This window comes from Kurthia gibsonii (assembly GCF_006539985.1).
GTDB lineage: Bacteria > Bacillota > Bacilli > Bacillales_A > Planococcaceae > Kurthia > Kurthia gibsonii.
Window position 1 is genome coordinate 57,925 of record NZ_BJOB01000011.1, and the last position, 20,518, is coordinate 78,442.

Below are 20,518 nucleotides of genomic sequence, written 5' to 3' on the forward strand. Positions count from 1 at the left end.
AATTTGACCTGAACATATGGATTACCTCATAATAAATATTCTACCCTTTTAGCAATAAAAAAGCTTGAATTTAAAATCATAGTTTCCTTATAAAGGAAGTAAACGATTGAGACAGAAGTATTTTCAACAGAGAACATCTCGAGGCTAAGACTAAATACTTTATTTTCCTTTTTAAAGTTCACAACAAAAAAGCCAGAACCACGCTAAAGCGCGATTCTGGTTTTTCTTATACTTATGTGTCAAGTCTCTTCATTTTTAATCTTGACGTAAAGCTTGGATAACATCAATTTTTGTTGCTTTTCTTGCAGGTCTCCAACCAGATAGAATGGCTACACCAATACTAATTGCAGCCGCAATCACGACTAACTGCCATGGAATCGCTGAAAATTGAATCTCTGTTGTTAAGAATTTTTTTTCATTTGTTGCCATATACAAGATTTTCGGAATCGCATAGTTCGCCGCAAAACTAACAATATATGAAATAATAACCGCAATGACTGTTCCAATCACACCAATGTAAGCACTCTCCATCACGAACAGACGCTGAATTAGCTTTGGACTAGCACCAATCGCCTTCATAACACCAATCTCACGTGTTCGTTCTGTCACAGCCATCGTCATCGTATTAAAAATCCCAATAGATGCAATCAAAATTGCAATCGTTCCAACAAAGATTAACCCTGCTTTTAGCGCTAAGAATAATAAGTTCATTTCTTCTAATTGTTGTGAAACTGTATAGGTTGCGTAACCTTCGTCTTGCAAGGCTTTATTAATCGCCGTCACCGCTTCAAGATCCGTCGCATAAACAGCCGTTGTACGATAAATCATCTCTTCCGCTTTAAGCTTTTTACCATAAAGTGTTTTTAAATCTTGTACAAGTGCTTCTTCGTTTTCTTTACTAATTCGGATTGTTCCATCTTGTTCCCACTCTTTTTTAGGCTTCGGTCCCACACCTTCAATTGTAAATGTGCGTGTTACTTTTTTCTTCGTTTCTTCATTTTTCCAATTAAGTGTGATTTTCTTTCCAATCATACTTTCTTGAATCCCTATATTAATTTTTGATGCATCTTTCTCTTTCTCTAACTTTTTCTCATCTTCTTTTGACAGCAAAATTTGTGCAACATTATATCCAACGACTACACCATCTGCTTTTTCTGGATATGTACCTTTTGATAATTTTAAATTAGCTTTTTCATTTTCTTTAAAATCCGTTAAGATGACTTCTGGACTTCCTTTATACTCACCAATATTTGCTTCTAAATTACCCGTTTGAATGAGCGTGTTCATCGTCACCGCATTCACATTTTTCATCTTTTTAATTTCAGTTGGTTCAATTTCCTTATTGCCATCATTATATACTTCGATGCGTGTTAGTGTATCATCTGATAATACTTCTTTTTTCAATGAATTTTGTAAACCAAATGCGACGGAAGCAAGTACGATTAAGAACGCACAGCCCATTGTAGTCGCTAAAATTGTCGTGAAAATACGCATACGATTCTTTTTTACATGTTGTCTCACAAAATCTAATTGATCTTTAAACTGCACTGTAAATCGCCTCCTGTAATTGCCCGTCATGCATACGGTATTTTTTATGTGCACTATTCGCTACTTCTTCATCATGTGTAATGATGACAAAAGTTAAATCGAATGATTGATTCAATGATTGAATAAGCTCTAGAATCTCTTTTTCTGTTTCTGAATCTAAACTCCCTGTTGGTTCATCTGCCAAAATAATCGATGGATTCGTTACGAGTGCACGCGCAATACATACACGTTGTTGCTGTCCACCAGATAATTCATTGGGGTAGTGATCAAGTACTTCATTCAAACCCACGCGCTCCATTATTTTTCGTACAGTTTGAAAACGAGTGTTCTTTCCCATCCCTTGAATTTTAAGAGGTAATTCAATATTTTCAAAAGCCGTTAACCCTGGCATCAATTGAAAATTTTGAAAGATGAAACCTACATTTTTTAGGCGAAATTTTGCATGCTCTGCTTCTGATAAATGCGTTGTATCTTTATGATTTAAAACTATCTTGCCTTCATCTGGTTTTAAAAATCCAGCAATCGTATTTAATAAAGTCGACTTCCCTGAACCACTCTTTCCGATAATTGCGACGATTTCACCCGATTCGACTTGAAGATTTACATCTTTTAAAACAGGTACTTGTCGCTCTTGACCTTTTTTACCAATCGAAAATGTATGGCATATATTCGTTAATGTAATCATGTTCATAGCTCCTTCTTTTCTTTGTTATCTTCAGTATAGGAAATAAATCTTAATAATTAAGGAGGATAAAAATGAAGATTTTCTTAAGAAAAGAAAAAAGCCTATCTGATAAAAAATCACATAGACTTTTAGCTTATTATTTTTTTATAACCTCCATATTCATCTCATGTGAGAACTGAATTGGTTTTTTCTGATTGACCATCGTCATTTCAAAAGTTAAATCGAGTTTTTTTGTATCCTTCGGGACTACTTCAAATGCCATCACGCCTCTCGTTCCTTTATTTGGTTCTAGTGAACGGGGAAGGCGAATAGATTGATCGAGTACTTCATACTTAGATGGTATTTCTTTCCCATCTGCATAGAGTTTAATAGACGAGTCATTCAAATAAATACGTGCATCATTTTTATTGTATAAAAATAAATAAATGCGTGTACTTTTTGGATACATGCGCACCTTATCTACTTCAACATGTACATTCCCAAAATTACCTTGTTCATTTATTTCAACATTGACCATATTTGGACTCTTTTCACTTTCTTCGATAATGACTTCTTTCGTCCGAATCTCTCCCCCCCTTGTACACTTAAATCCTGATTTTCTTTATAGATACCTGTAATTTCTCCTTCAAAACGAATGTAGGACTGTTCCGCTAATGCTTCTTTTTTATCTGTCTCAACAATAACTACACTTATTGTATATTCACCCTTTTTTAATAAAATGACTGAGTAAACACCTTTTCCATTAATATATTTTGAATCATCTACTAAACCCTCAGCTTCAATTGAATGACCGACATAGTTTTTTGGATTTTTTATCATGTGTTCATAGTCGATTTCTTTTGTTTCCTTTTGAACTGGTTGTTGCTGTTTATTTTTATGTTCTAAAAAGGAGTCCAAAAAATAAATTGATATACCCACTATTAATATCACACGAATCGTTATGATGATCCTTTTCTTCATTTTATTTGTCCCCCTTTCAATTCTTTACTCATTAAATAAATAAAAACCTCTCTTTTTCAACGGATGTTTGAAAAAGAAAGGCTTAAATTTAAAAAATATGCTTTTGGAATTCTTCTAATGCGATATCTTTAGAGAATGTATAAAAAATAATACGGCCCTCTGAATTTAAAATGCGAAAACACGTGTGCACAAGGTTTTGTTGGATGCGCCAATTCGTCTTATTCTCAATTGTACGCCACCATAACTTATCATTCACTTCATTTTTATCTGCGTGAATCAATCCTTCATTCGCAATTAATGAAATAAACATAAGTGGGTTGCCACCTAGCGCTGTTTGTAAAATCATGCTGTTTCGAAAAAGTGTACATACAGCGACAGCTACTGTCCAACCACATTCAATGCGTTGTTTTTCAATTTGAACCAGTGTTTTTTTAGAGATTCCTAAAATATCTGCCATCTGCTCTTGGGTGTAATTGTATTCTGTTCGAATTAATTTCATCTTTTGGGAAACAATCGTAATCATTTCTTCACGTTTCATACTCTCACCTTTTCTATAGTGTGTAACTTTACACTGAAACATCATTTTATCGAACTGTTTTTTGAAAGTCCAATCCTTCGTATAAGAAAAGCAGAAAAGACACCTATTTTATATACTTCATCTAATTTTTTACCCCTTGTTCATTGCTATTGTCTTAGTTCGATTTCCTTACTTGATTACGTCCATTTTGTTTCGCTTCATATAAAAGTTGATCTGCTTTCTTTAAAACACCATTTCCTTCTACTCCATCATTTGGACATTCTGCCACACCTGCTGAAATATGAATTGGTAGTGATGTCGGGCTATTTGTTTGTTCAAAGTATTGTCGTAATTCTTCTGCTCGTTCATAGGCCACATCAACCGAAGCACCCGGTAATAAAATAACAAACTCTTCACCACCGAAACGATAGCATGAATCGGTCGTTCTTACATGTTGTAACATAGCTGCTGCGATAAAACGAAGAACTTCGTCGCCCACATCATGTCCATATGTGTCATTTACATTTTTAAAATGATCGACATCAAACATAATGACTGCATAACTTTTTTGTTCCTTCGTCCAAGACATTAAACGATCATCCAGTGTTCGTCTATTATATAAACCTGTTAATCCATCGCGTTCTGACTTACCTGTTAACTCCAATACTTGTTCATGTAAATGACTAAAACTTTGAATAAGCGCTTCTTTCAATTGAATCACTTCATAGTACCAAGCCTGAACAGAACGGAAATTATTTTCCTCATCATTCAATTTACTGCTCTCTGTCAACTGAGCTAACCGTTGAAGCGGTTTTGCAATTCGGTATGATAGGAAAATAACAATAATTAAAGAAATAGCTAAGAACGGTAGTGCAATTAAAAACATCTGCTTGAATAATTGTTTAGCCGGCGCTTCAACTGCAGAAGCAGGTCGTTGTGCGATAACCATCCAGTCTGTATTTTCAACATGTGCATAACCTGCAAAAGCAATTTGATTCTCTGTATTCTCTCCTTTAACAACACCTGTTGTTTTTTTGTGAATCGCCATATTTATAATGTCATTATCAGGTAAATCACGCGCAATATTTTTCTTTTGCTCATCATAAATAATCGTACCATCTCGATCAACAACATAGACCGTTGATTGACCATCATATGGATGTGCACCTAATAATTTATATAAAATATTTTTTTCTTTTAAATAAATCGTGCCACCAATTAAACCAAGATATTCATTTTTCTCTGAAAAGATAGGTGTCGTTACAAAAACGATCAACCGACCACTCACACTCGTATAAGGTTGAGAAATCATGGGCTTTTGTTCTTTAATCGCTTTTTTCGTTGCTTCAGCTATTAATTTTACACCAACTAAATCTAACGATTGTGGAGACGTTGCGAGAACAACTGCTTTGTTATTAACAATTGCAATCGAGTTGAATGCACTCATCTGATTTCGTATAAAATCTGCATGTTTTTCTAAATGTGATTGGTCATCTATACGTTCTGCAATATACTTCGTATTAACCTTTAAAATTTTCTGTTGCTCTGCTAAATAATTATTAGCCGTTTCTGCTACTTTTTGAGCATATACTCGATTTGTAATCATCGCACTTTCACCCAAGTTCGCTTTATTCAATTTATAACCGCTCCAAATTGATACGATACTTGTCAAAATAAATGATAGTAAAGTCACGCTGATGATAAGATACTGTAGTTTTATTTTATTATTTTTCATTTCATCGTCTCACTTCTTTTTTACTATTTCCTTTAATTATAAAATATTCCAATTATAATTGAAAACACTTTAAAACTTATTTATACTATTATATTGTAATTTATGTTCATTTTTATTATTTTTAGTAAATTTATGTTGAAGAATTTCCTTTTTCATCCTATAATTCAAATATGGAGTAGAATACTAGGATTTAGTCCCCCTTTTATTCTATTCAACAGACTAGCATTATCTAGTTGCTAGTTTTCAAGTGCATGTTCTACGTATTTAGATCAGAACTATTCCCCAAGTAGTGCTGTAATCCTTCTAAATATCGCACGACTATGTAGAACTCTCCTTAATATTATGAAAAAAGACTATCTGCATGAGGTAGTCTTTTTTATTTTTGTATTCTTACCGTTTGCATTTTTTTTAATAAGTGGAGTACTCTTTTAGTAAGTTATACATTATCGAATAGAGGAGTTTTGCATATGTTTATCGTAACAAACCGTATTAAAGTAAAAAAGGGCTTTGCTGAAAAAATGGCTCCAAACTTTACAAAGGGTGGCGACACGTTAAAACAATTCCCGGGCTTCATCAAAACAGAAGTGGCGATTGCACGCGACTTTGAAGATTATGATGAAATGAGTGTCAATATGTTTTGGGAATCATTGGATGGCTTCCACGAATGGCGTAATAGCGATGCATTTAAAGAATCTCACAAACGCCCTGAACCAAAAGAAGGCGAAGCACCAAAAGAATCACCAATGTTAGGTAGCCAAATTGTCATTTCAGAAATCGTGACATCAACAGAAGCATAAAATACAAGCTACTTTATCTCTTTTAGCCTTCGTAAATGGAGGCTAAAAGGGATAATACTATTTAAAGCACAGAAAATCCCGTATAATTTAGAAATCATACAGGATTTTCATATATGTATCCACCTAGATTAGTGAATATTACGTTTTTTGAAGTTTCCGCCCTTTACTTCTGCCATGTCATACACCGTAACAAAAGCTTCTGGGTCAATTTCAAAAATAATTGATTTCATTTTTGTGTCTTCTAATCGGTTAATCACACATGTAACTTCTTTGAATTTTTCATGTGAATAGCCACCATACACATCTGTTAATGTAGCACTACGACCTAAACGATCACGAATTGTTTCAACCAATGTATCCGGATCTTTCGTAATAATTTTAAATGTCTTCGCACCACTTAAGCCTTCTTCGACAATATGAATTACTTTTGAAGCGATAAAGTAAGCAAGACCCGATAAAATCGCTCCTTTAAATCCAAATACGAATGATACTAAAATGAAAACGAACATATTCAAGAATAAAATCAAATCACTTGTACCAAATGGTAATTTACGTGATAGTAACACAGCAAACATATCAATTCCATCTAAGGCACCACCATTACGTAGCGCAAGACCCATACCAAAACCGATAATAATCCCACCTACTACCGTAATCAGTAATGTGTCACCTTCAATAATTGTTCGAACATCATGCATTGCGACAGTGCCTGCTGCCAATGTCGCAATCCCTAACGTCGAATATATTGCAAAACTTTTACCAATCTGTTTATACCCTAGCCAAACAAATGGAATATTTAAAATCGCAATCCATACCCCTAAAGGTAGGCCAATTAATTCTGATAAGACGATACTAATACCTGTTACGCCTCCATCTGATACACTGTTTGGAATTAAAATTGCTTCTAATCCATATGCTGCAATTAGCGCACCAAACATAACAGCGAATACTCGCCATAAAATTCTTTGTATTTTTCTTTTCTTTGCTTCTCTTTTCATCAAATTCTCCTCTTTTTACTTTATACTCTTATTTTAGAAATAAATACGTAAAATTCCCACTAATAAGGTCGCATTTACAAGGAGTTTTCAAAAAAACATGAAAATCATGTGATTTCATTTGAAATTTTAGAAAATTTTGTCTTTTATTGAACAAAAAAGATATGAACCATTTACAGAATTCATATCTTTTATATATTTTAGTGGAATGTACCGTAGCCTACTACATAACGATCCCAGTAACCTACTAACGATTGATATTGAACTTTATTTCCAGCTGCATGTAACAATTTACCATTACCTGCATACATTGCAACATGGGTAATACGGCTACTTCCTACTGAGAAGAATACTAAATCACCTTGTTTTAATTGTGATTTTGATACTTTCTTAGAAGCTGCATATTGTGCCCCACTTGTACGTGGAATTGACTTACCATTTGCTTTTTTATAAACATATTGTGTAAAACCAGAGCAGTCAAATCCTCTTGGAGAAGTTCCACCCCACACATATGGTACACCTAAGTATTGCGAACCTGTTGAGATTAATTTACTACCGCTTGTAGAAATTTTCTTTACATATGTTTTTAAGTTTGAGCCGACAACCCAACCTGTTTTCTTACCATAGCTAATTTTATACCATGTTTTTCCGTTTACTGTACGCTTATAAGTTGCTTTTACAACTGTATTTTTCTTCACAGTACCAACTTTTTTATTGTGACCACCTGCTGCTGAATATATATTCTTTTTTGCAGATGTTTTAAAGCTCTTTGATACTTTTGATGTTTTTGAAAGTGTTAATTTTGATAAGTTTGTTGATAATACCCAACCTGTCTTCTTACCATATTTAATTTTGTACCATGTTTTACCGTTTACTACACGTTTATGTGTTAATGTAACAACTGTATTTTTTGATACAGTACCAATTTTTTTCTTATTCGCTTGGTAATATACATTCTTTTTTGTTTTTACAACGTATGTTCCAGATGCTTTTTTAGTAACAGATACACTACTTTTTGCTGATACTTCTGTCATTGGTGTCGCTGTTAAACCTGCTGATAATGCGATGGCACTTGCTGTTGTTACTGTGATTAATTGCTTCTTCATTGTACATTTTCCCCCGTTTTTTTCATCAAATTGATATATATAAACGTTTTATCTTCAAAAATCACATTTTTTTATCATTCACACGTAACCTAGTCTATAGAAATACTTAAATATAAACAACGACATTTAGATTACAAAAATATTAAAGATTATTACGGTATGTAATAAAAGAACGGTTTCGCTTTTCTGAGAGAAAAGTGCGATAATAGAAGAAACTATGAAAATAAAGGATGAACTATACTATTTATGAAAACATTACGCGTAAAACCAGATTTTATCGCTGACTTAAAAAGAGGCTACTCACTTGTCCATCGCGATGCTGTATCGAATAAAGACCTTTTAGAAAATGAAGGCGAACTTTTTGAATTAGTGGATGTCCATAATCGTTTTTTAGGAAAGGCTTATTACGGTATTCAAAATAAAGGAATTGGTTGGGTGTTAACGATGAAAGAACACGAAGAAATCGACCAAGCTTTCTTTACAAAGAAAATCAGTGCCGCACTACAACTACGTGAAAACTTCTTCAATGATGCAGACACAACTGCTTTCCGCGTCTTTAATGGCGAAGGTGACGGTATTGGTGGAATCTCAATTGATTATTATGATGGTTACTTCTTAATCAATTGGTATAGCGATGGTATTTATCGTTATCAAGACTTTGTTATTCAAGCACTTGATGAATTAACAAATTACAAAGCCATTTATGAGAAAAAACGCTTCGATACAAAAGGAATGTATATCGAACAAGAAGATGACTTTGTAAAAGGTACACCGGGTGAGTTCCCGATTATCATTAAAGAGAATGGCATGAACTTTGCGATTGATTTAAATGATGGTGCTATGACAGGTATCTTCCTTGACCAACGTGATGTACGTCGCACAATTCGCGATCAATATGCAGAAGGTACAAATATGTTAAATACATTCTCTTATACAGGTGCATTCTCTGTAGCTGCTGCTCTTGGTGGCGCTAGAGAAACAACTTCTGTCGATTTAGCAAAACGCTCACTTTCAAAAACAATTGAACAATTCAGTGTGAACGGCATTGATTTTGAAGCACAGGACATCAAAGTAATGGATGTATTCCACTACTTTAAATATGCACAACGCCATCAATTAAAATTTGATTTAGTTGTATTAGACCCGCCAAGTTTTGCACGTACGAAGAAGATGACCTTCTCAACAGCAAAAGATTATCCAAAATTATTGGCGGATGCACTTTCGATTACAGCGAAAAAAGGAATCATCGTTGCTTCAACAAACAATGCAAGCTTCGGTATGAAAAAATTCAAAACATTTATCGACCAAGCATGTAAAGAAACAAATACAAAATATAAAATTGTAGAGCAATTCGGATTACCAAAAGATTTCCGCGCAAACCGCGACTTCCCTGAATTCAACTACTTAAAAGTTTGCTTCATTCAAAAATTAAACTAATAAAAACGCACTGACTTAACGGGTCGGTGCGTTTTTTTTATCTAATGTATATTCTCAATAGCTTCTTTTAAATCATTCATAAACAACCCAACAAGGTCTCCATCAATGATTCGATGATCGAACGATAGACTCATACCCATCATCGTACCAATACTAATCGTGCGGTCTAGTAGAATCACAGGGCGCTCTTTCATTGCATGAACTCCTAAAATTGCGACTTGGGGGAAATTAATAATCGGCGTAGCATATGTGCCGCCTTTTGCTCCTGTGTTTGAAATCGTAAATGTGCCGCCAGCAATATCGGTAATTTTCAACGTCCCTTGTCGTGCACGTTCTGTCACATCTTGTAGTTCTATAGCGATTTCTTCTATTGTTTTCTCATCCGTTTCTTTAATAACAGGAACGATTAACCCTTCAGGTGTTGCAATTGCTACACCTAAATTGATCTCTTTTTTCAATACAATCTCATTTGCTTTTTCATCAATGGTCGCATTAAAAATTGGATACTTTTGAAGCATTTGTGCCACTATTTTCATGATGATTGGTAAATAGGTGATATGTACATTTGATTGCTCAGCTAGCTTTTTCTTATACGTAATAAGCGCATCTACTTGCACTTCTTCCATACCTGTTGCATGTGGAATCGTAAAAGCAGATTGCACTAAATTTTTATAGATTTTTTTACGCATACCGACAATCGGGATGCGCTCTTCTCTATGTTTCGTCATCTCCGTCTCTCCTTTTTAACTTCTCTTTTGTATGCTATCTCCTTTCTACATAGATTTCAATGTATTTAAAAAGAGAAACCGCCATTTGACGATTTCTCCTTTTGTTACTCTTCTAATGATTCAATTTTCGGTTCAACTAATTTACGATTCTTTTTCACAGGGTCAATCTTTCGTTCAATAAAACTTAAAATTAAGTCTACTAAAACTGCCATTAGAGCTGTTGGAATTGCACCTGCTAAAATAATTGCTGTACCATCTGTAGCATTCGTACCTCGAATAATAATATCTCCTAAACCGCCTGCTCCGATGAATGCACCAATCGCTGTAATTCCAATTGCGACAACAAGCGCAATGCGAATACCTGCAATAATAACGGACAGTGACAGTGGTAACTCAATCATATACAGGACTTGTAGCTTTGTCATACCCATTCCTTTACCTGAATCAGTAAGATCTTTATTAATATTATTGATTCCTGTATAGGTATTTTTAATAATCGGTAATAGTGAGTATAAGAATACTGCTACAACAACGGTTGTTTGACCTAAACCGATAGCTAACATTAAAATGGCTAACATCGCTAAACCAGGAATCGTTTGAATAATATTTGCAATAGTAATGACATATGTTGAAAGTCGACCATATTTTGAAATCAGAATGCCGGTAGGAATACCGACAACGGCTGCAATTAATACACCATAGATTGAGATTAAAAAGTGTTGAACAAATTGCATAAATACATAACTACCGTTTTCATCAAAGTAGTAAAAGAATTGCTGGAAGGTATTCATATTTTCCATGCCTATTCTCCCCCTTTATCATCAAAGTAATTATGTTTTTCTAAAAAACGTTGTGCGACAACAGCTGGTTCTAATAAATTATTATCTGATTCATAATTTAATTTCTGCATTTCTTCTGTAGATACTTTGTCGACAAGTTTTTCTAGAATTTTTTTCACTTCTGGATGTGTTTTTAGTAATTCATTCGTTGCAAGTGGACTACAATCATATGGTGGGAAGAATTTTAAATCATCTTCTAATACAACAAGGTCATAACTCGAAATACGTCCATCTGTCGTATAACCTAATACAACGTCCATCTTTCCAGCTTCAACCGCATCATATACAAGACCAATTTGCATTGGGTAGACTTTGTTAAAGTCAAAACCATATTCCTTTACAAATGCTTTATAACCATCTCCTGGACGATTCATCCACGATGTATCCACACCAGCTTGCATTTTGTCTGCAACTTTTCGTAAGTCACTTACTTTTTTCAAATTATATTTTTTCGCTGTCTCCTTACTTACCATGAATGCATAGGTATTTGCGAAGCCATATGAGTCGAAAAACGTTTGATCATAATCTTTTTGGAATAATTCCTGTACTTTTTTCATTGCTTCTTCTGGGTCTTTAATTGCTTCTTGCCCTAAAGCACCTGTTAAATCTGTTCCTGTATAACGTGTCGCTGAAATATTTGCATCACCATTTAACATAGCTTGATGTACGACAACACTCGAACCTAAGTTATTAATCATTTGTACATTTTCATCTGTATAATGCTCAATCATGAGTTTAACCATATTCCCCATAATAGCACTCTCTGTTGTAGTCACTGTAGCAATCTTAATCGTTTCATCTTTTCCAGATGAACAAGCAGATAAGATGAGCATTATGCTACAAATGAAAACAATCCATTTCAGTCTCCGCATAAATTACCCCTCCTATCGTTCTACTCGTAAGCCTTTTGGCGTCGCTATTTTTTCTACTTTCGATAAAATAAAATCAATTAATAATGCTAAAATCGTTACAAATACAGCACCGCCAATAATGAATTCAGGTTGATATAAATTCAATCCGTTAAAGATGAAATCACCCAGACCTCCAGCTCCTATGTACGAAGCTAAAGTTGCCCATGATACTGCATAAACTGCAGATAGACGAATACCTGCCATAATAACAGGAATTGCAAGAGGGAACTCTACTAAATAAATACTTTGGAGCTTGGTCATTCCCATACTCATACCAGCACCACGTAAATCTTTATTGACTGACTGCATGCCAATAAATGTGTTATTTAAAATTGGTAATAATGTATAAATAAATAGCGCAACAATCGCTGGAATTTTCCCAACTCCTAAAATTGGAATCATCAGTGCTAAAATCGCTAGAGATGGTAAAGTTTGAAGGACACTTGTAATTCCCATGACCACTTTTGCGACTTTTTCAGTTTTAGATAATAGAACACCCACTGGAACAGCGACGATAATACCTAATAATAAGGCTGACATAGAGATATAAAATTGTTCCCATGTTTTAACTAAAATTTCTTGCTTATTATTTACTAAAAAATCTCCTGCTGCTGTAAAAAATTCACCCATATCTGTTTCACATCCTTTATTTCATCATTCATTTGATGCTTCATTACGGACTTCTTCAGCGGCCTCATCGCCCCAAATTGTGTCATATACAATGTCTACAATATGCGCACGTGTAATTAGACCAACTAATCGATGGTCACTATCTACAACAGGAATATTTTTTAAATTTCGACGTAAAATTCGACGTACAGAATCTTGCAAACGTGAATTGTTATATACAAAAAAGACGTCCTTATCCATTGCATCTGCCACACTCGATGTTCGGTGTCTTTCAGATGTAATATTTTCAACGCTTAAATAGCCTTTTAAAATGTTATTGCCGTCAACAACAAATAGTGTATCTACACGACTTTTCACCATCTTGTGAATCGCGTCGTCTAAGCTTTTTTCTAGTGAGATTGTAATTGGTGTAATCATGACATCATCCACGACTTTTGCACTTGGTTTTTCTTGTACAAGGCGGTGTGAGCCGATGAAATCTTTTACGAATTGATTTGCGGGATTGGATAAAATATTATCTGGGGTATCATATTGAACGACTTTTCCGTCATGCATAATACAGATTCGGTCTGCTAGTTTGATTGCTTCATCCATATCATGTGTTACAAAAACGACGGTTTTGCCTAAACGTTGTTGTAAATCTTTCATTAAATCTTGTAGCGTATCACGCGTAATCGGGTCTAACGCGCCAAATGGTTCATCCATTAAAATTAAATCTTGGTTCGCTGCTAACGCACGTAATACACCGATACGTTGTTGCTGACCTCCAGATAACTGTGTTGGATATAAATCTAAGTAACTTTCGGGTAGATTCACAAGTTTAATCAGTTCTTCTGCTGCTTTTTCCTTTTTTTCTTTATCCCACTTTAGTAATCTAGGTACTAAAGTGATATTTTCTCGAATGGTCATATGTGGCATTAAGCCAATTTGTTGAATTACATAACCAATACTACGTCTTAATGTAACAGGATTTTTCTTTCGAACATCTTCGTCATTAATAAGAATTTTACCGCTAGTTGGTTCAATCATTCGATTAATCATGCGAAGAGCGGTCGTCTTACCACTACCAGATGTACCGATAAATGCGACAAATTCGCCTTTTTTGATTTCAATATTCAAATCATCTACGGCTTTTTTTCCTCCTCGATAGACTTTCGAAAGGTTTTCTAGTTTTAACATAATACAACTTCTCCTTCCTTCTGTAAGTTCCATTTAGTTACCCGAATACATATATTTTACTCAATTTTTTAATATTTAACCAATAATAAGCTTTTTTTCCAAATTTGCAGTTCAGGTGCATTGTGGGAAAAAGTGCATTATAATGGGACAATACGCACTGTAATATCATTTACAAACCTTTGTGGTAGAGAAGGGATTCTATGTTTAAAAATCGTCAATTTAAAATTAAAGTATCAGGTTGTTCAGGTTTTATTTTTCTTGGTTTATTGCTTTTATGTATCATTGCCTTATTACTAACTGTGCCACTATTCGGATTCTTTGGTTTATCGATTCTACTTGCCAAATACGAACTTGCACATTTAGATTTATATGATCATTGGTATCGTAACGCACTATATTTCGGCTGGTTTTTGTTACTAGTCTTAGTAGTTGTTTTCGTCATTGACTTGCTCGGTTTATTTACGATGGCATCGATGAATATGGACTACAATACGGGCGTTAGTATTATTAGTACATTAGTTCAATATGGCATCTGTTTATTTATTTTCCATCAAAATTTAGTCAACTTATTCAATCGAATTGAATTTACTTGGCTCGGTTCAGGCATTACCGTCGCAGTCATCTATTTAACTACTTCTGCACTGACGACAACAACGATTATTGAAGAACCTAAAAATGATTAACTAGATTTTGCTCATACTAAAAGGACCTCGACATAAAAGCCGAAGTCCTTTTTGAGTAAATGATGATACTGGAGGAAAAAATATGAATACCTTTTCTTACATCACATTGTTCACATTCATCTGGTTCATATTATTTTTCATGAATCAGCTATCCGATGTCATTTTTTTAATCGGCTTTATACCTGCATCTCTTTTCATGCTTTTCTATGGTATTCGTGAACTCAAAGATGCTTTAAAACGCTAATTCTCTTGCTGAGAAGGTGGCGTTTTTTTCGTTAGTACATACGACGTACAAAAAGCAGTGATTGGAATGACCGCAATTAAACCAATCGCTGAACATGCAATCGTTACAACTTCCCCGCTAAATATTTTAGAATTAATCATCTCACTCCATGAATACGATAAGTCACTAAACAGGATCAGTAGTGCTAAGTAGCTTCCAACAAAAGCAAAAAATAATGTATTCATACTTGTTCCAATAATATCTTTACCGATGGATAAACCAAAAATAAAGAGGTTTTTACGATCAATATCAGGCTTAAGTTGATGCATCTCTTTCATTGGTGAAGCAATGGCAATCGAAGCGTCTGTAATCGCTCCAATCGTACTCATCATAATAACTGCGACAGCTACTTTTGAAAAATCAATACCAATTCGTAAAGAAGCCATACTTAACTCTTCCGTCTCCTCTTTACCAAACCCTTGAATGAATGTGGCATTGGCAAAGTAAAGAATGAGCCCAGATAAAAGGAGTGTCGTGAAAACCGTTGAAGCAAATGCTGTTTTTGTCATTGTATTCGTTCCGTTAATATAAAATAAATTAATAAAACTAATGATGATACAGATAATCATCGTTAAAATGACAGGATTCACTTCTGGAATATTCATAAAGAATAGTAAGACAATGAACAAAGCAAAATTTATAAATAGCGTGATGAATGAGCGCAGTCCTTTTTTACCACCAAGCCCAATCATTAGAATCGCGAGTAACATCGCGAGGACGACTAAACTGTTCATTGCTTCACCTGCTTTCTCTTAATGAAGAATAGAACGATGAATAAAGAGATGGGAATCGTTAAAACAATCCCGATACCGCCCACAAGCGCTCGAACAATCTCCAATGTGAGGTTGGTTGAGAGGGTATAAGTGAATGTTGCATGATTTTTAAAGAACAACACCATCATTGGAATAGAACCACTCACATAGACAAAGAATAGAATATTCGTCATAGGTCCCATAATATCTTTCCCAATCTCTCGTCCTGATTTTGCTAACTGTTTGATTGAGATATGCGGATTTTTTTCGTATAGTCCAAATAAAGAAGATGACATCGTAATCGCAATATCCATGACTGCACCGAGTGATGCGACAAGAAGTCCTGCAAAGAACAATGTTTTATAAGGTCTTGTAATGAATTGTAGTTCCTCATAACGCATGCCATTTTCTTTTGTGAGCCATAATACGAATACGGCAATACCAAAGGATATAAATGTACCGACGAGCGTAGCGAGAATCGCTGTAAATGTCTTCTCATTCCATCCATTGACAAGCGTTAATGAAATCACTGTAAATAGAACACAACCAAGCATGCAAAGTGGGATTAAATAGTCGTCCCAATTTGTATAGCTTTGAATAACCCATGCGATGATCCCCATATTAATGACTAAACTAAGCAATGAAAGAACACCCTGTTTTCGTCCAACAAAGATAAGGATCAAGATAAGTAACCAGACCACTCCTAGAAGGAGATGGTCGCGTTTCATACCTGTAATATCAAATTGGTTTTCTGCATTCTTCTTCACGAAAAGCTTATTTCCTTCATGGTAGGCATCATCGAAGCCACCTGAAGCAGTATATGTATGTTGTAACTGAATGATTCTTCCTTTTTCATTACCATTTAAAATTTTCGCTGTCAGTTCTTGATGATAAATAGTATCTCGATTTTGAAACTCATCTGTTACTTGTTCTTTTTGCAGGAGTTTCGTCTGTGTCACTTCTGCAATTGTTTCGTCATAGAATGAAGCATTATGATTCACAAAAAATAGCGAACTGATTACTGACAATATAAGTAATACAACCAAAGCTCCCTTTTGAATTGATTTAGAAGATTTTCTTTGTTTAACTAAATTCATATTCCTCTCCTTAATTTTAAAGTCTAATTTTAAACGTATGACTTACATAAAAGTTTCTTACTTCGTAGCATAACATATGCGAAATTCATGTCATCTAGTGACAAAGTACGATGTTACTTTTTACCAACACCTGTTATTGTTATACGTAACAATTTTCAGTAAAGGAGTTTTTAGATGAAATTACGATTAGAATTCCATTTATTTAATGATTTACACAATAATTTTGCGATTTCATATCTACAAGATGGTCAACATAAAATTATTTTACATGCAAAAAATGGCCATTCTCTTTTACTATCACTGGGTGATGGTTTATTAAACCATTACAAAAATGATGTACACCACTTTGACATATCTACAGAACAAACAGCCTATTATTGTGTGATTATACAAAAAACACTCATCATTTTAGATGAGCAAGATTTAATCATCTCTTGTCCAATAGATGATTTTGCACATAGCTTTTTCCATGCTTATGAACGTTATCTCTATGACTTACTTAGAATGGAGTCTATAAGTTTAGATGATTCTACGCTTCAAAATATGAAACAACAAGTCTATGCCCTACATCAAATACTGGTACTACATTTTACAGATATTAATGCAATGGTTGTAGAATAGTTACCAAAATACAGGATATCTGCGTGTTCTACGCATATTATTAATGAGTAAACCCATTACTACTACAAGAGATGAACCGAGTAGAATCGGGGTAAAGAGATATTCAAAGTGATAACCACTAATCATAACAATGAGTGCATTCGCAATCGCTGGTGGATGTGTTACACGTAATGCCATGGTAAAGACAACTGCAACCGCTACTGCTAGTGCAAGCGTCATAGGTGTTGTGCCAACTAATCCTGCTACTGCCCAACCGACAAAACCAGATATGACATGTCCACCGACGATATTTCTTGGTTGTGCCAGTGGTGCATTCCAACTCGCAAATACTAAAATACAGCTTGAACCGAATGATGCCATAAACCACGGTGTATCCGTCATCTCTGTTAATTCTAATAATAAAATAATAGTTAAGAAGCTCCCGACGAATGCTGTAAATAAGTCTTTTACATTTACTTGTAGTGGGCTTTTTGCGTCGCCCTTCATTTTTTTAAAATAATTCATTTCCTTCCTCCTAAATTTACTATTGAATACTTTAACGCAAAATTTCCTTTGAAACAATTTTATTTTTATACTTTTTTTACTGCTATTATATTGAGTGGAGGTGTCCAAATGGCGCACGATAAAATTTTAATTGTTGATGATGAAGAAGATTTAGCACAATTAATAGAGCATGTCCTCGTAAAAGAAGGGTTTTCAGCAATTCAAAAAGCACATACTTTACAAGATGCTTGGACGGTTTTTCAAGAATTCCAGCCCGATTTAATTTTATTAGATCTTATGTTACCGGACGGTGACGGGTATGATTTTTGTAAAAAAATTAGAGAGGTTTCAACCATTCCAATTTTATTTGTTTCAGCAAAAGATGAAGAAATTGATAAATTACTTGGGCTCGCAATTGGTGGAGATGACTATATTACAAAACCTTTTTCACCAAAAGAAGTAGCCTACCGCGTCAAAGCACAACTTAGAAGATCAAGTTATGCAGAGCAACAGCTTCCTAAAATACAAGTAGGTCCTTTTTCATTTCAATCTGAGGAATCCGAGATTGCTAAAAATGGCGAAGTACTTCCGCTTACTGCAAAAGAGGTTAGGTTAATGCGCGAATTTATGCACCATCCGAACCAAATTTTAAGTAAAGAGACACTTTTTAAACGCGTTTGGGGTGAAGATTTTTACGGTTCAGACAATACCGTTATGGTTCATATTCGCCGCCTACGTGAAAAAATTGAGGATACACCTTCCAAGCCAACTTACTTAATAACAGTTAAAGGTTTAGGTTATAAGTTGGTGCAATCATGAAATGGCGTTTAACTAGACGTTTTCTTGTATCCATCGTATTAATTGTCGGTTTGATTGTTGTAATGAACACACTTTTACTGATTGCACTTTTATTTATTCAATCTTATAAAAAAACTGCGACTTCACCTGAAGCTGTAGAGGTGACTGCAACACGTTTTTCAGATGAAATTATCGTGAAGAATGGGAAACCCACCATTACGAATCGCGGGCAAAAAATATTAGAAGAAAATCATGCATGGGTCCAAATTTTAAATAAGGAAGGAAAAGAGGTTGCTGCCTATCAAACACCTGCTTCCTTACCTACAAGTTATAGTCCTGTGGAAATTGTTCAGATGTATAAGTATAAAGAAGTGAATGGGCAGACAACTGTTTTTGTCGGCGAAGCCGAAAATTTGAGTTATTTTTTTGGGGTTGAAGATCCTAGATTAACGCGTGTTGTTTACAACTTTAATTTTGATCAAATCTCGTATATTTTTACAAAACTATTTTTAGTATTCCTAGTTGTGGATTTATTAATCGCTACACTAGTCGGTTTCTTATTCGGAAGTCGCTTAACGAAGCCGATGTATACACTCATTGAAGGAATTCATCGTTTAAAACATCAAGACTATGAAAAAATTTCCGTTAAGAGTGGACCTTATCGAGAAGTTTTTGAGAATATGAATGATTTATCCACAACGTTAAAGAGTGTTGAAACAGAACGAAAAAAGCTCGATCAAATGCGAAATGAATGGATTGGAAATGTATCACATGATTTAAAAACACCGCTCGCTTCGATTCAAGGTTACGCAGAATTATTACAGGAAGATGTAACAGATGAGGAACGCCTGATCTATACACAAATTATTGAGCAAAAATCACTTTACATGCGCGATTTACTAAATGATTTAAACCTCACAACTAAGCTACAGAGCGGTACATTCCCACTTCAAAAAGAAAAAGTATTACTTTCTTCTTTCGTTCGCGAATGTGTAATTGATGTCTTAAACGATCCGATTTATCAAACACGTTCTATTACATTTGAAGCTGAATCTGAAACATTATCTGCAACCTTGGATTGGAATTTATTTAAACGTGCATTATTAAATTTCATCTACAATGCACTTATCCACAATTCAGAAAATACAGATATCCAAATCAACTTATCCACAGGTTATCCACAAGAACACGAAAACTATTTTTCTGAAAAGTTATCCACAGATTTTGCAACAATTCAGATTATTGATTTTGGAAAAGGTATTCCTGTAGATGAGCAGCCATTTTTATTCAATCGCTATTATCGTGGAACGAACACAAAAGATACACAAGGTTCTGGTCTCGGCATGGCAATTGCTCAAGATATTATTCAAGCACATGATGGTGTCGTCTATATTAAGAGTAAAGAAGGCGAAGGTACGACGATTTCAATTATCCTCCCGCTTCAATAACATAAAAAACACCGAAACTTATGCTTCGGTGTTTTTTAATTCCTCTTTATAATTCTGCAATGCGTTCAATGAATGGTCTTCCATCAATCATTCCTTTTTCATATAGTTCTTCTGCAGTTTTGAAATATTGCGTAAGACCATCTGAAGAACGTGTTAATAGAAAACTTCTTTCATCATCTATTCGACTAATCCACCATTCCTCTCCTCTATAATCAAAACTCAATTCCTGTCCTTCATCAATTGCTTGTTGTACTTCTAGCCATGTTTTTTCATCCATAAAAATACC

Annotated in this window: 24 protein-coding genes; 7 read left to right on the plus strand and 17 right to left on the minus strand. The window is 34.6% G+C overall.

What is annotated here, in order from left to right:
* Positions 1 to 255 precede the first annotated feature (255 nt).
* The 6 genes from KGI01_RS05445 to KGI01_RS05470 all read right to left on the minus strand — a co-directional run bounded on the left by KGI01_RS05445 (position 256) and on the right by KGI01_RS05470 (position 5,445).
* Positions 256 to 1,548: an ABC transporter permease gene (locus KGI01_RS05445; RefSeq protein ID WP_141273846.1), complete on the minus strand. Its 1,293-nt coding sequence runs from the start codon at positions 1,546 to 1,548 to the stop codon at positions 256 to 258.
* The gene (locus tag KGI01_RS05450) at positions 1,538 to 2,233 is read right to left on the minus strand and encodes an ABC transporter ATP-binding protein (RefSeq protein ID WP_141273847.1); all 696 of its coding nucleotides are present in this window, start codon (positions 2,231 to 2,233) and stop codon (positions 1,538 to 1,540) included. Before KGI01_RS05450 ends, KGI01_RS05445 begins: the two co-directional genes overlap by 11 nt.
* 136 nt (positions 2,234 to 2,369) lie before the next feature.
* A complete protein-coding gene (locus KGI01_RS05455) occupies positions 2,370 to 2,750 on the minus strand; it encodes a DUF4352 domain-containing protein (protein ID WP_141273848.1) in 381 nt (126 codons plus the stop codon).
* On the minus strand, positions 2,732 to 3,193 hold the full coding sequence (locus tag KGI01_RS05460) for a hypothetical protein (RefSeq protein WP_141273849.1): 462 nt from the start codon (positions 3,191 to 3,193) through the stop codon (positions 2,732 to 2,734). Before KGI01_RS05460 ends, KGI01_RS05455 begins: the two co-directional genes overlap by 19 nt.
* 88 nt (positions 3,194 to 3,281) lie before the next feature.
* Positions 3,282 to 3,731 (minus strand): helix-turn-helix transcriptional regulator, encoded by a 450-nt coding sequence (locus KGI01_RS05465; protein ID WP_141273850.1) that lies wholly within the window; start codon positions 3,729 to 3,731, stop codon positions 3,282 to 3,284.
* Positions 3,732 to 3,885: 154 nt separating this feature from the next.
* Positions 3,886 to 5,445, minus strand: a complete 1,560-nt coding sequence (locus tag KGI01_RS05470) for a sensor domain-containing diguanylate cyclase (protein ID WP_141273851.1) — start codon at positions 5,443 to 5,445, stop codon at positions 3,886 to 3,888.
* Between the two features lie 467 nt (positions 5,446 to 5,912).
* Between KGI01_RS05470 and KGI01_RS05475 the strand changes: the two genes are divergently transcribed.
* On the plus strand, positions 5,913 to 6,242 hold the full coding sequence (locus KGI01_RS05475) for a heme oxygenase (protein WP_068456545.1): 330 nt from the start codon (positions 5,913 to 5,915) through the stop codon (positions 6,240 to 6,242).
* Between the two features lie 128 nt (positions 6,243 to 6,370).
* Here the strand turns inward: KGI01_RS05475 and KGI01_RS05480 are convergent, their stop codons facing one another.
* Entirely contained in the window at positions 6,371 to 7,180 is an 810-nt protein-coding gene (locus KGI01_RS05480) for a YitT family protein (protein ID WP_373863119.1), read from the minus strand.
* Between the two features lie 257 nt (positions 7,181 to 7,437).
* Positions 7,438 to 8,343: a C40 family peptidase gene (locus KGI01_RS05485; protein WP_141273853.1), complete on the minus strand. Its 906-nt coding sequence runs from the start codon at positions 8,341 to 8,343 to the stop codon at positions 7,438 to 7,440.
* 246 nt (positions 8,344 to 8,589) lie between these two features.
* Between KGI01_RS05485 and KGI01_RS05490 the strand changes: the two genes are divergently transcribed.
* Positions 8,590 to 9,780: a class I SAM-dependent rRNA methyltransferase gene (locus KGI01_RS05490; RefSeq protein ID WP_141273854.1), complete on the plus strand. Its 1,191-nt coding sequence runs from the start codon at positions 8,590 to 8,592 to the stop codon at positions 9,778 to 9,780.
* A gap of 41 nt (positions 9,781 to 9,821) precedes the next feature.
* Here KGI01_RS05490 and KGI01_RS05495 read toward each other — a convergent pair whose 3' ends face one another.
* From KGI01_RS05495 to KGI01_RS05515, 5 genes are all read right to left on the minus strand, one after another.
* On the minus strand, positions 9,822 to 10,508 hold the full coding sequence (locus KGI01_RS05495) for a dihydrolipoamide acetyltransferase family protein (RefSeq protein WP_141273855.1): 687 nt from the start codon (positions 10,506 to 10,508) through the stop codon (positions 9,822 to 9,824).
* Between the two features lie 104 nt (positions 10,509 to 10,612).
* Positions 10,613 to 11,308: an ABC transporter permease gene (locus tag KGI01_RS05500; RefSeq protein WP_141273856.1), complete on the minus strand. Its 696-nt coding sequence runs from the start codon at positions 11,306 to 11,308 to the stop codon at positions 10,613 to 10,615.
* Between the two features lie 2 nt (positions 11,309 to 11,310).
* Complete coding sequence (locus KGI01_RS05505; RefSeq protein WP_087680971.1) at positions 11,311 to 12,219, minus strand: osmoprotectant ABC transporter substrate-binding protein; 909 nt, start codon at positions 12,217 to 12,219, stop codon at positions 11,311 to 11,313.
* Between the two features lie 12 nt (positions 12,220 to 12,231).
* Complete coding sequence (locus KGI01_RS05510) at positions 12,232 to 12,888, minus strand: ABC transporter permease (protein WP_141273857.1); 657 nt, start codon at positions 12,886 to 12,888, stop codon at positions 12,232 to 12,234.
* A gap of 24 nt (positions 12,889 to 12,912) precedes the next feature.
* On the minus strand, positions 12,913 to 14,067 hold the full coding sequence (locus KGI01_RS05515) for a betaine/proline/choline family ABC transporter ATP-binding protein (protein ID WP_068456569.1): 1,155 nt from the start codon (positions 14,065 to 14,067) through the stop codon (positions 12,913 to 12,915).
* Positions 14,068 to 14,267: 200 nt separating this feature from the next.
* Here KGI01_RS05515 and KGI01_RS05520 point away from each other — a divergent pair, with 200 nt between their 5' ends.
* Both KGI01_RS05520 and KGI01_RS13825 read left to right on the plus strand, forming a co-directional pair.
* Positions 14,268 to 14,750, plus strand: coding sequence for a hypothetical protein (locus KGI01_RS05520; protein ID WP_141273858.1), 483 nt, complete (start codon positions 14,268 to 14,270; stop codon positions 14,748 to 14,750).
* Positions 14,751 to 14,832: 82 nt separating this feature from the next.
* A complete protein-coding gene (locus KGI01_RS13825; RefSeq protein WP_170214739.1) occupies positions 14,833 to 14,994 on the plus strand; it encodes a hypothetical protein in 162 nt (53 codons plus the stop codon).
* Here the strand turns inward: KGI01_RS13825 and KGI01_RS05525 are convergent.
* Together KGI01_RS05525 and KGI01_RS05530 are read right to left on the minus strand one after the other, a co-directional pair.
* The gene (locus KGI01_RS05525) at positions 14,991 to 15,767 is read right to left on the minus strand and encodes a YibE/F family protein (RefSeq protein ID WP_068456575.1); all 777 of its coding nucleotides are present in this window, start codon (positions 15,765 to 15,767) and stop codon (positions 14,991 to 14,993) included. The two genes, KGI01_RS13825 and KGI01_RS05525, sit on opposite strands and share 4 nt — an antisense overlap.
* On the minus strand, positions 15,764 to 16,882 hold the full coding sequence (locus KGI01_RS05530; protein ID WP_141273859.1) for a YibE/F family protein: 1,119 nt from the start codon (positions 16,880 to 16,882) through the stop codon (positions 15,764 to 15,766). The genes KGI01_RS05525 and KGI01_RS05530 overlap by 4 nt, the downstream gene beginning before the upstream one ends.
* Before the next feature lie 174 nt (positions 16,883 to 17,056).
* On the opposite strand from KGI01_RS05530, the gene KGI01_RS05535 reads away from it, so the two are divergent.
* The gene (locus KGI01_RS05535; protein WP_141273860.1) at positions 17,057 to 17,503 is read left to right on the plus strand and encodes a hypothetical protein; all 447 of its coding nucleotides are present in this window, start codon (positions 17,057 to 17,059) and stop codon (positions 17,501 to 17,503) included.
* On the opposite strand, the gene KGI01_RS05540 is transcribed toward KGI01_RS05535, so the two are convergent.
* Positions 17,504 to 18,007, minus strand: coding sequence for an HPP family protein (locus KGI01_RS05540; protein WP_141273861.1), 504 nt, complete (start codon positions 18,005 to 18,007; stop codon positions 17,504 to 17,506).
* Positions 18,008 to 18,115: 108 nt separating this feature from the next.
* Between KGI01_RS05540 and KGI01_RS05545 the strand changes: the two genes are divergently transcribed.
* Together KGI01_RS05545 and KGI01_RS05550 are read left to right on the plus strand one after the other, a co-directional pair.
* The gene (locus KGI01_RS05545; RefSeq protein ID WP_141273862.1) at positions 18,116 to 18,805 is read left to right on the plus strand and encodes a response regulator transcription factor; all 690 of its coding nucleotides are present in this window, start codon (positions 18,116 to 18,118) and stop codon (positions 18,803 to 18,805) included.
* A complete protein-coding gene (locus KGI01_RS05550; protein WP_141273863.1) occupies positions 18,802 to 20,232 on the plus strand; it encodes a HAMP domain-containing sensor histidine kinase in 1,431 nt (476 codons plus the stop codon). Before KGI01_RS05545 ends, KGI01_RS05550 begins: the two co-directional genes overlap by 4 nt.
* Before the next feature lie 46 nt (positions 20,233 to 20,278).
* Here KGI01_RS05550 and KGI01_RS05555 read toward each other — a convergent pair.
* A partial coding sequence (locus tag KGI01_RS05555; RefSeq protein WP_255314741.1) for a hypothetical protein occupies positions 20,279 to 20,518 on the minus strand: 240 nt, incomplete at its 5' end.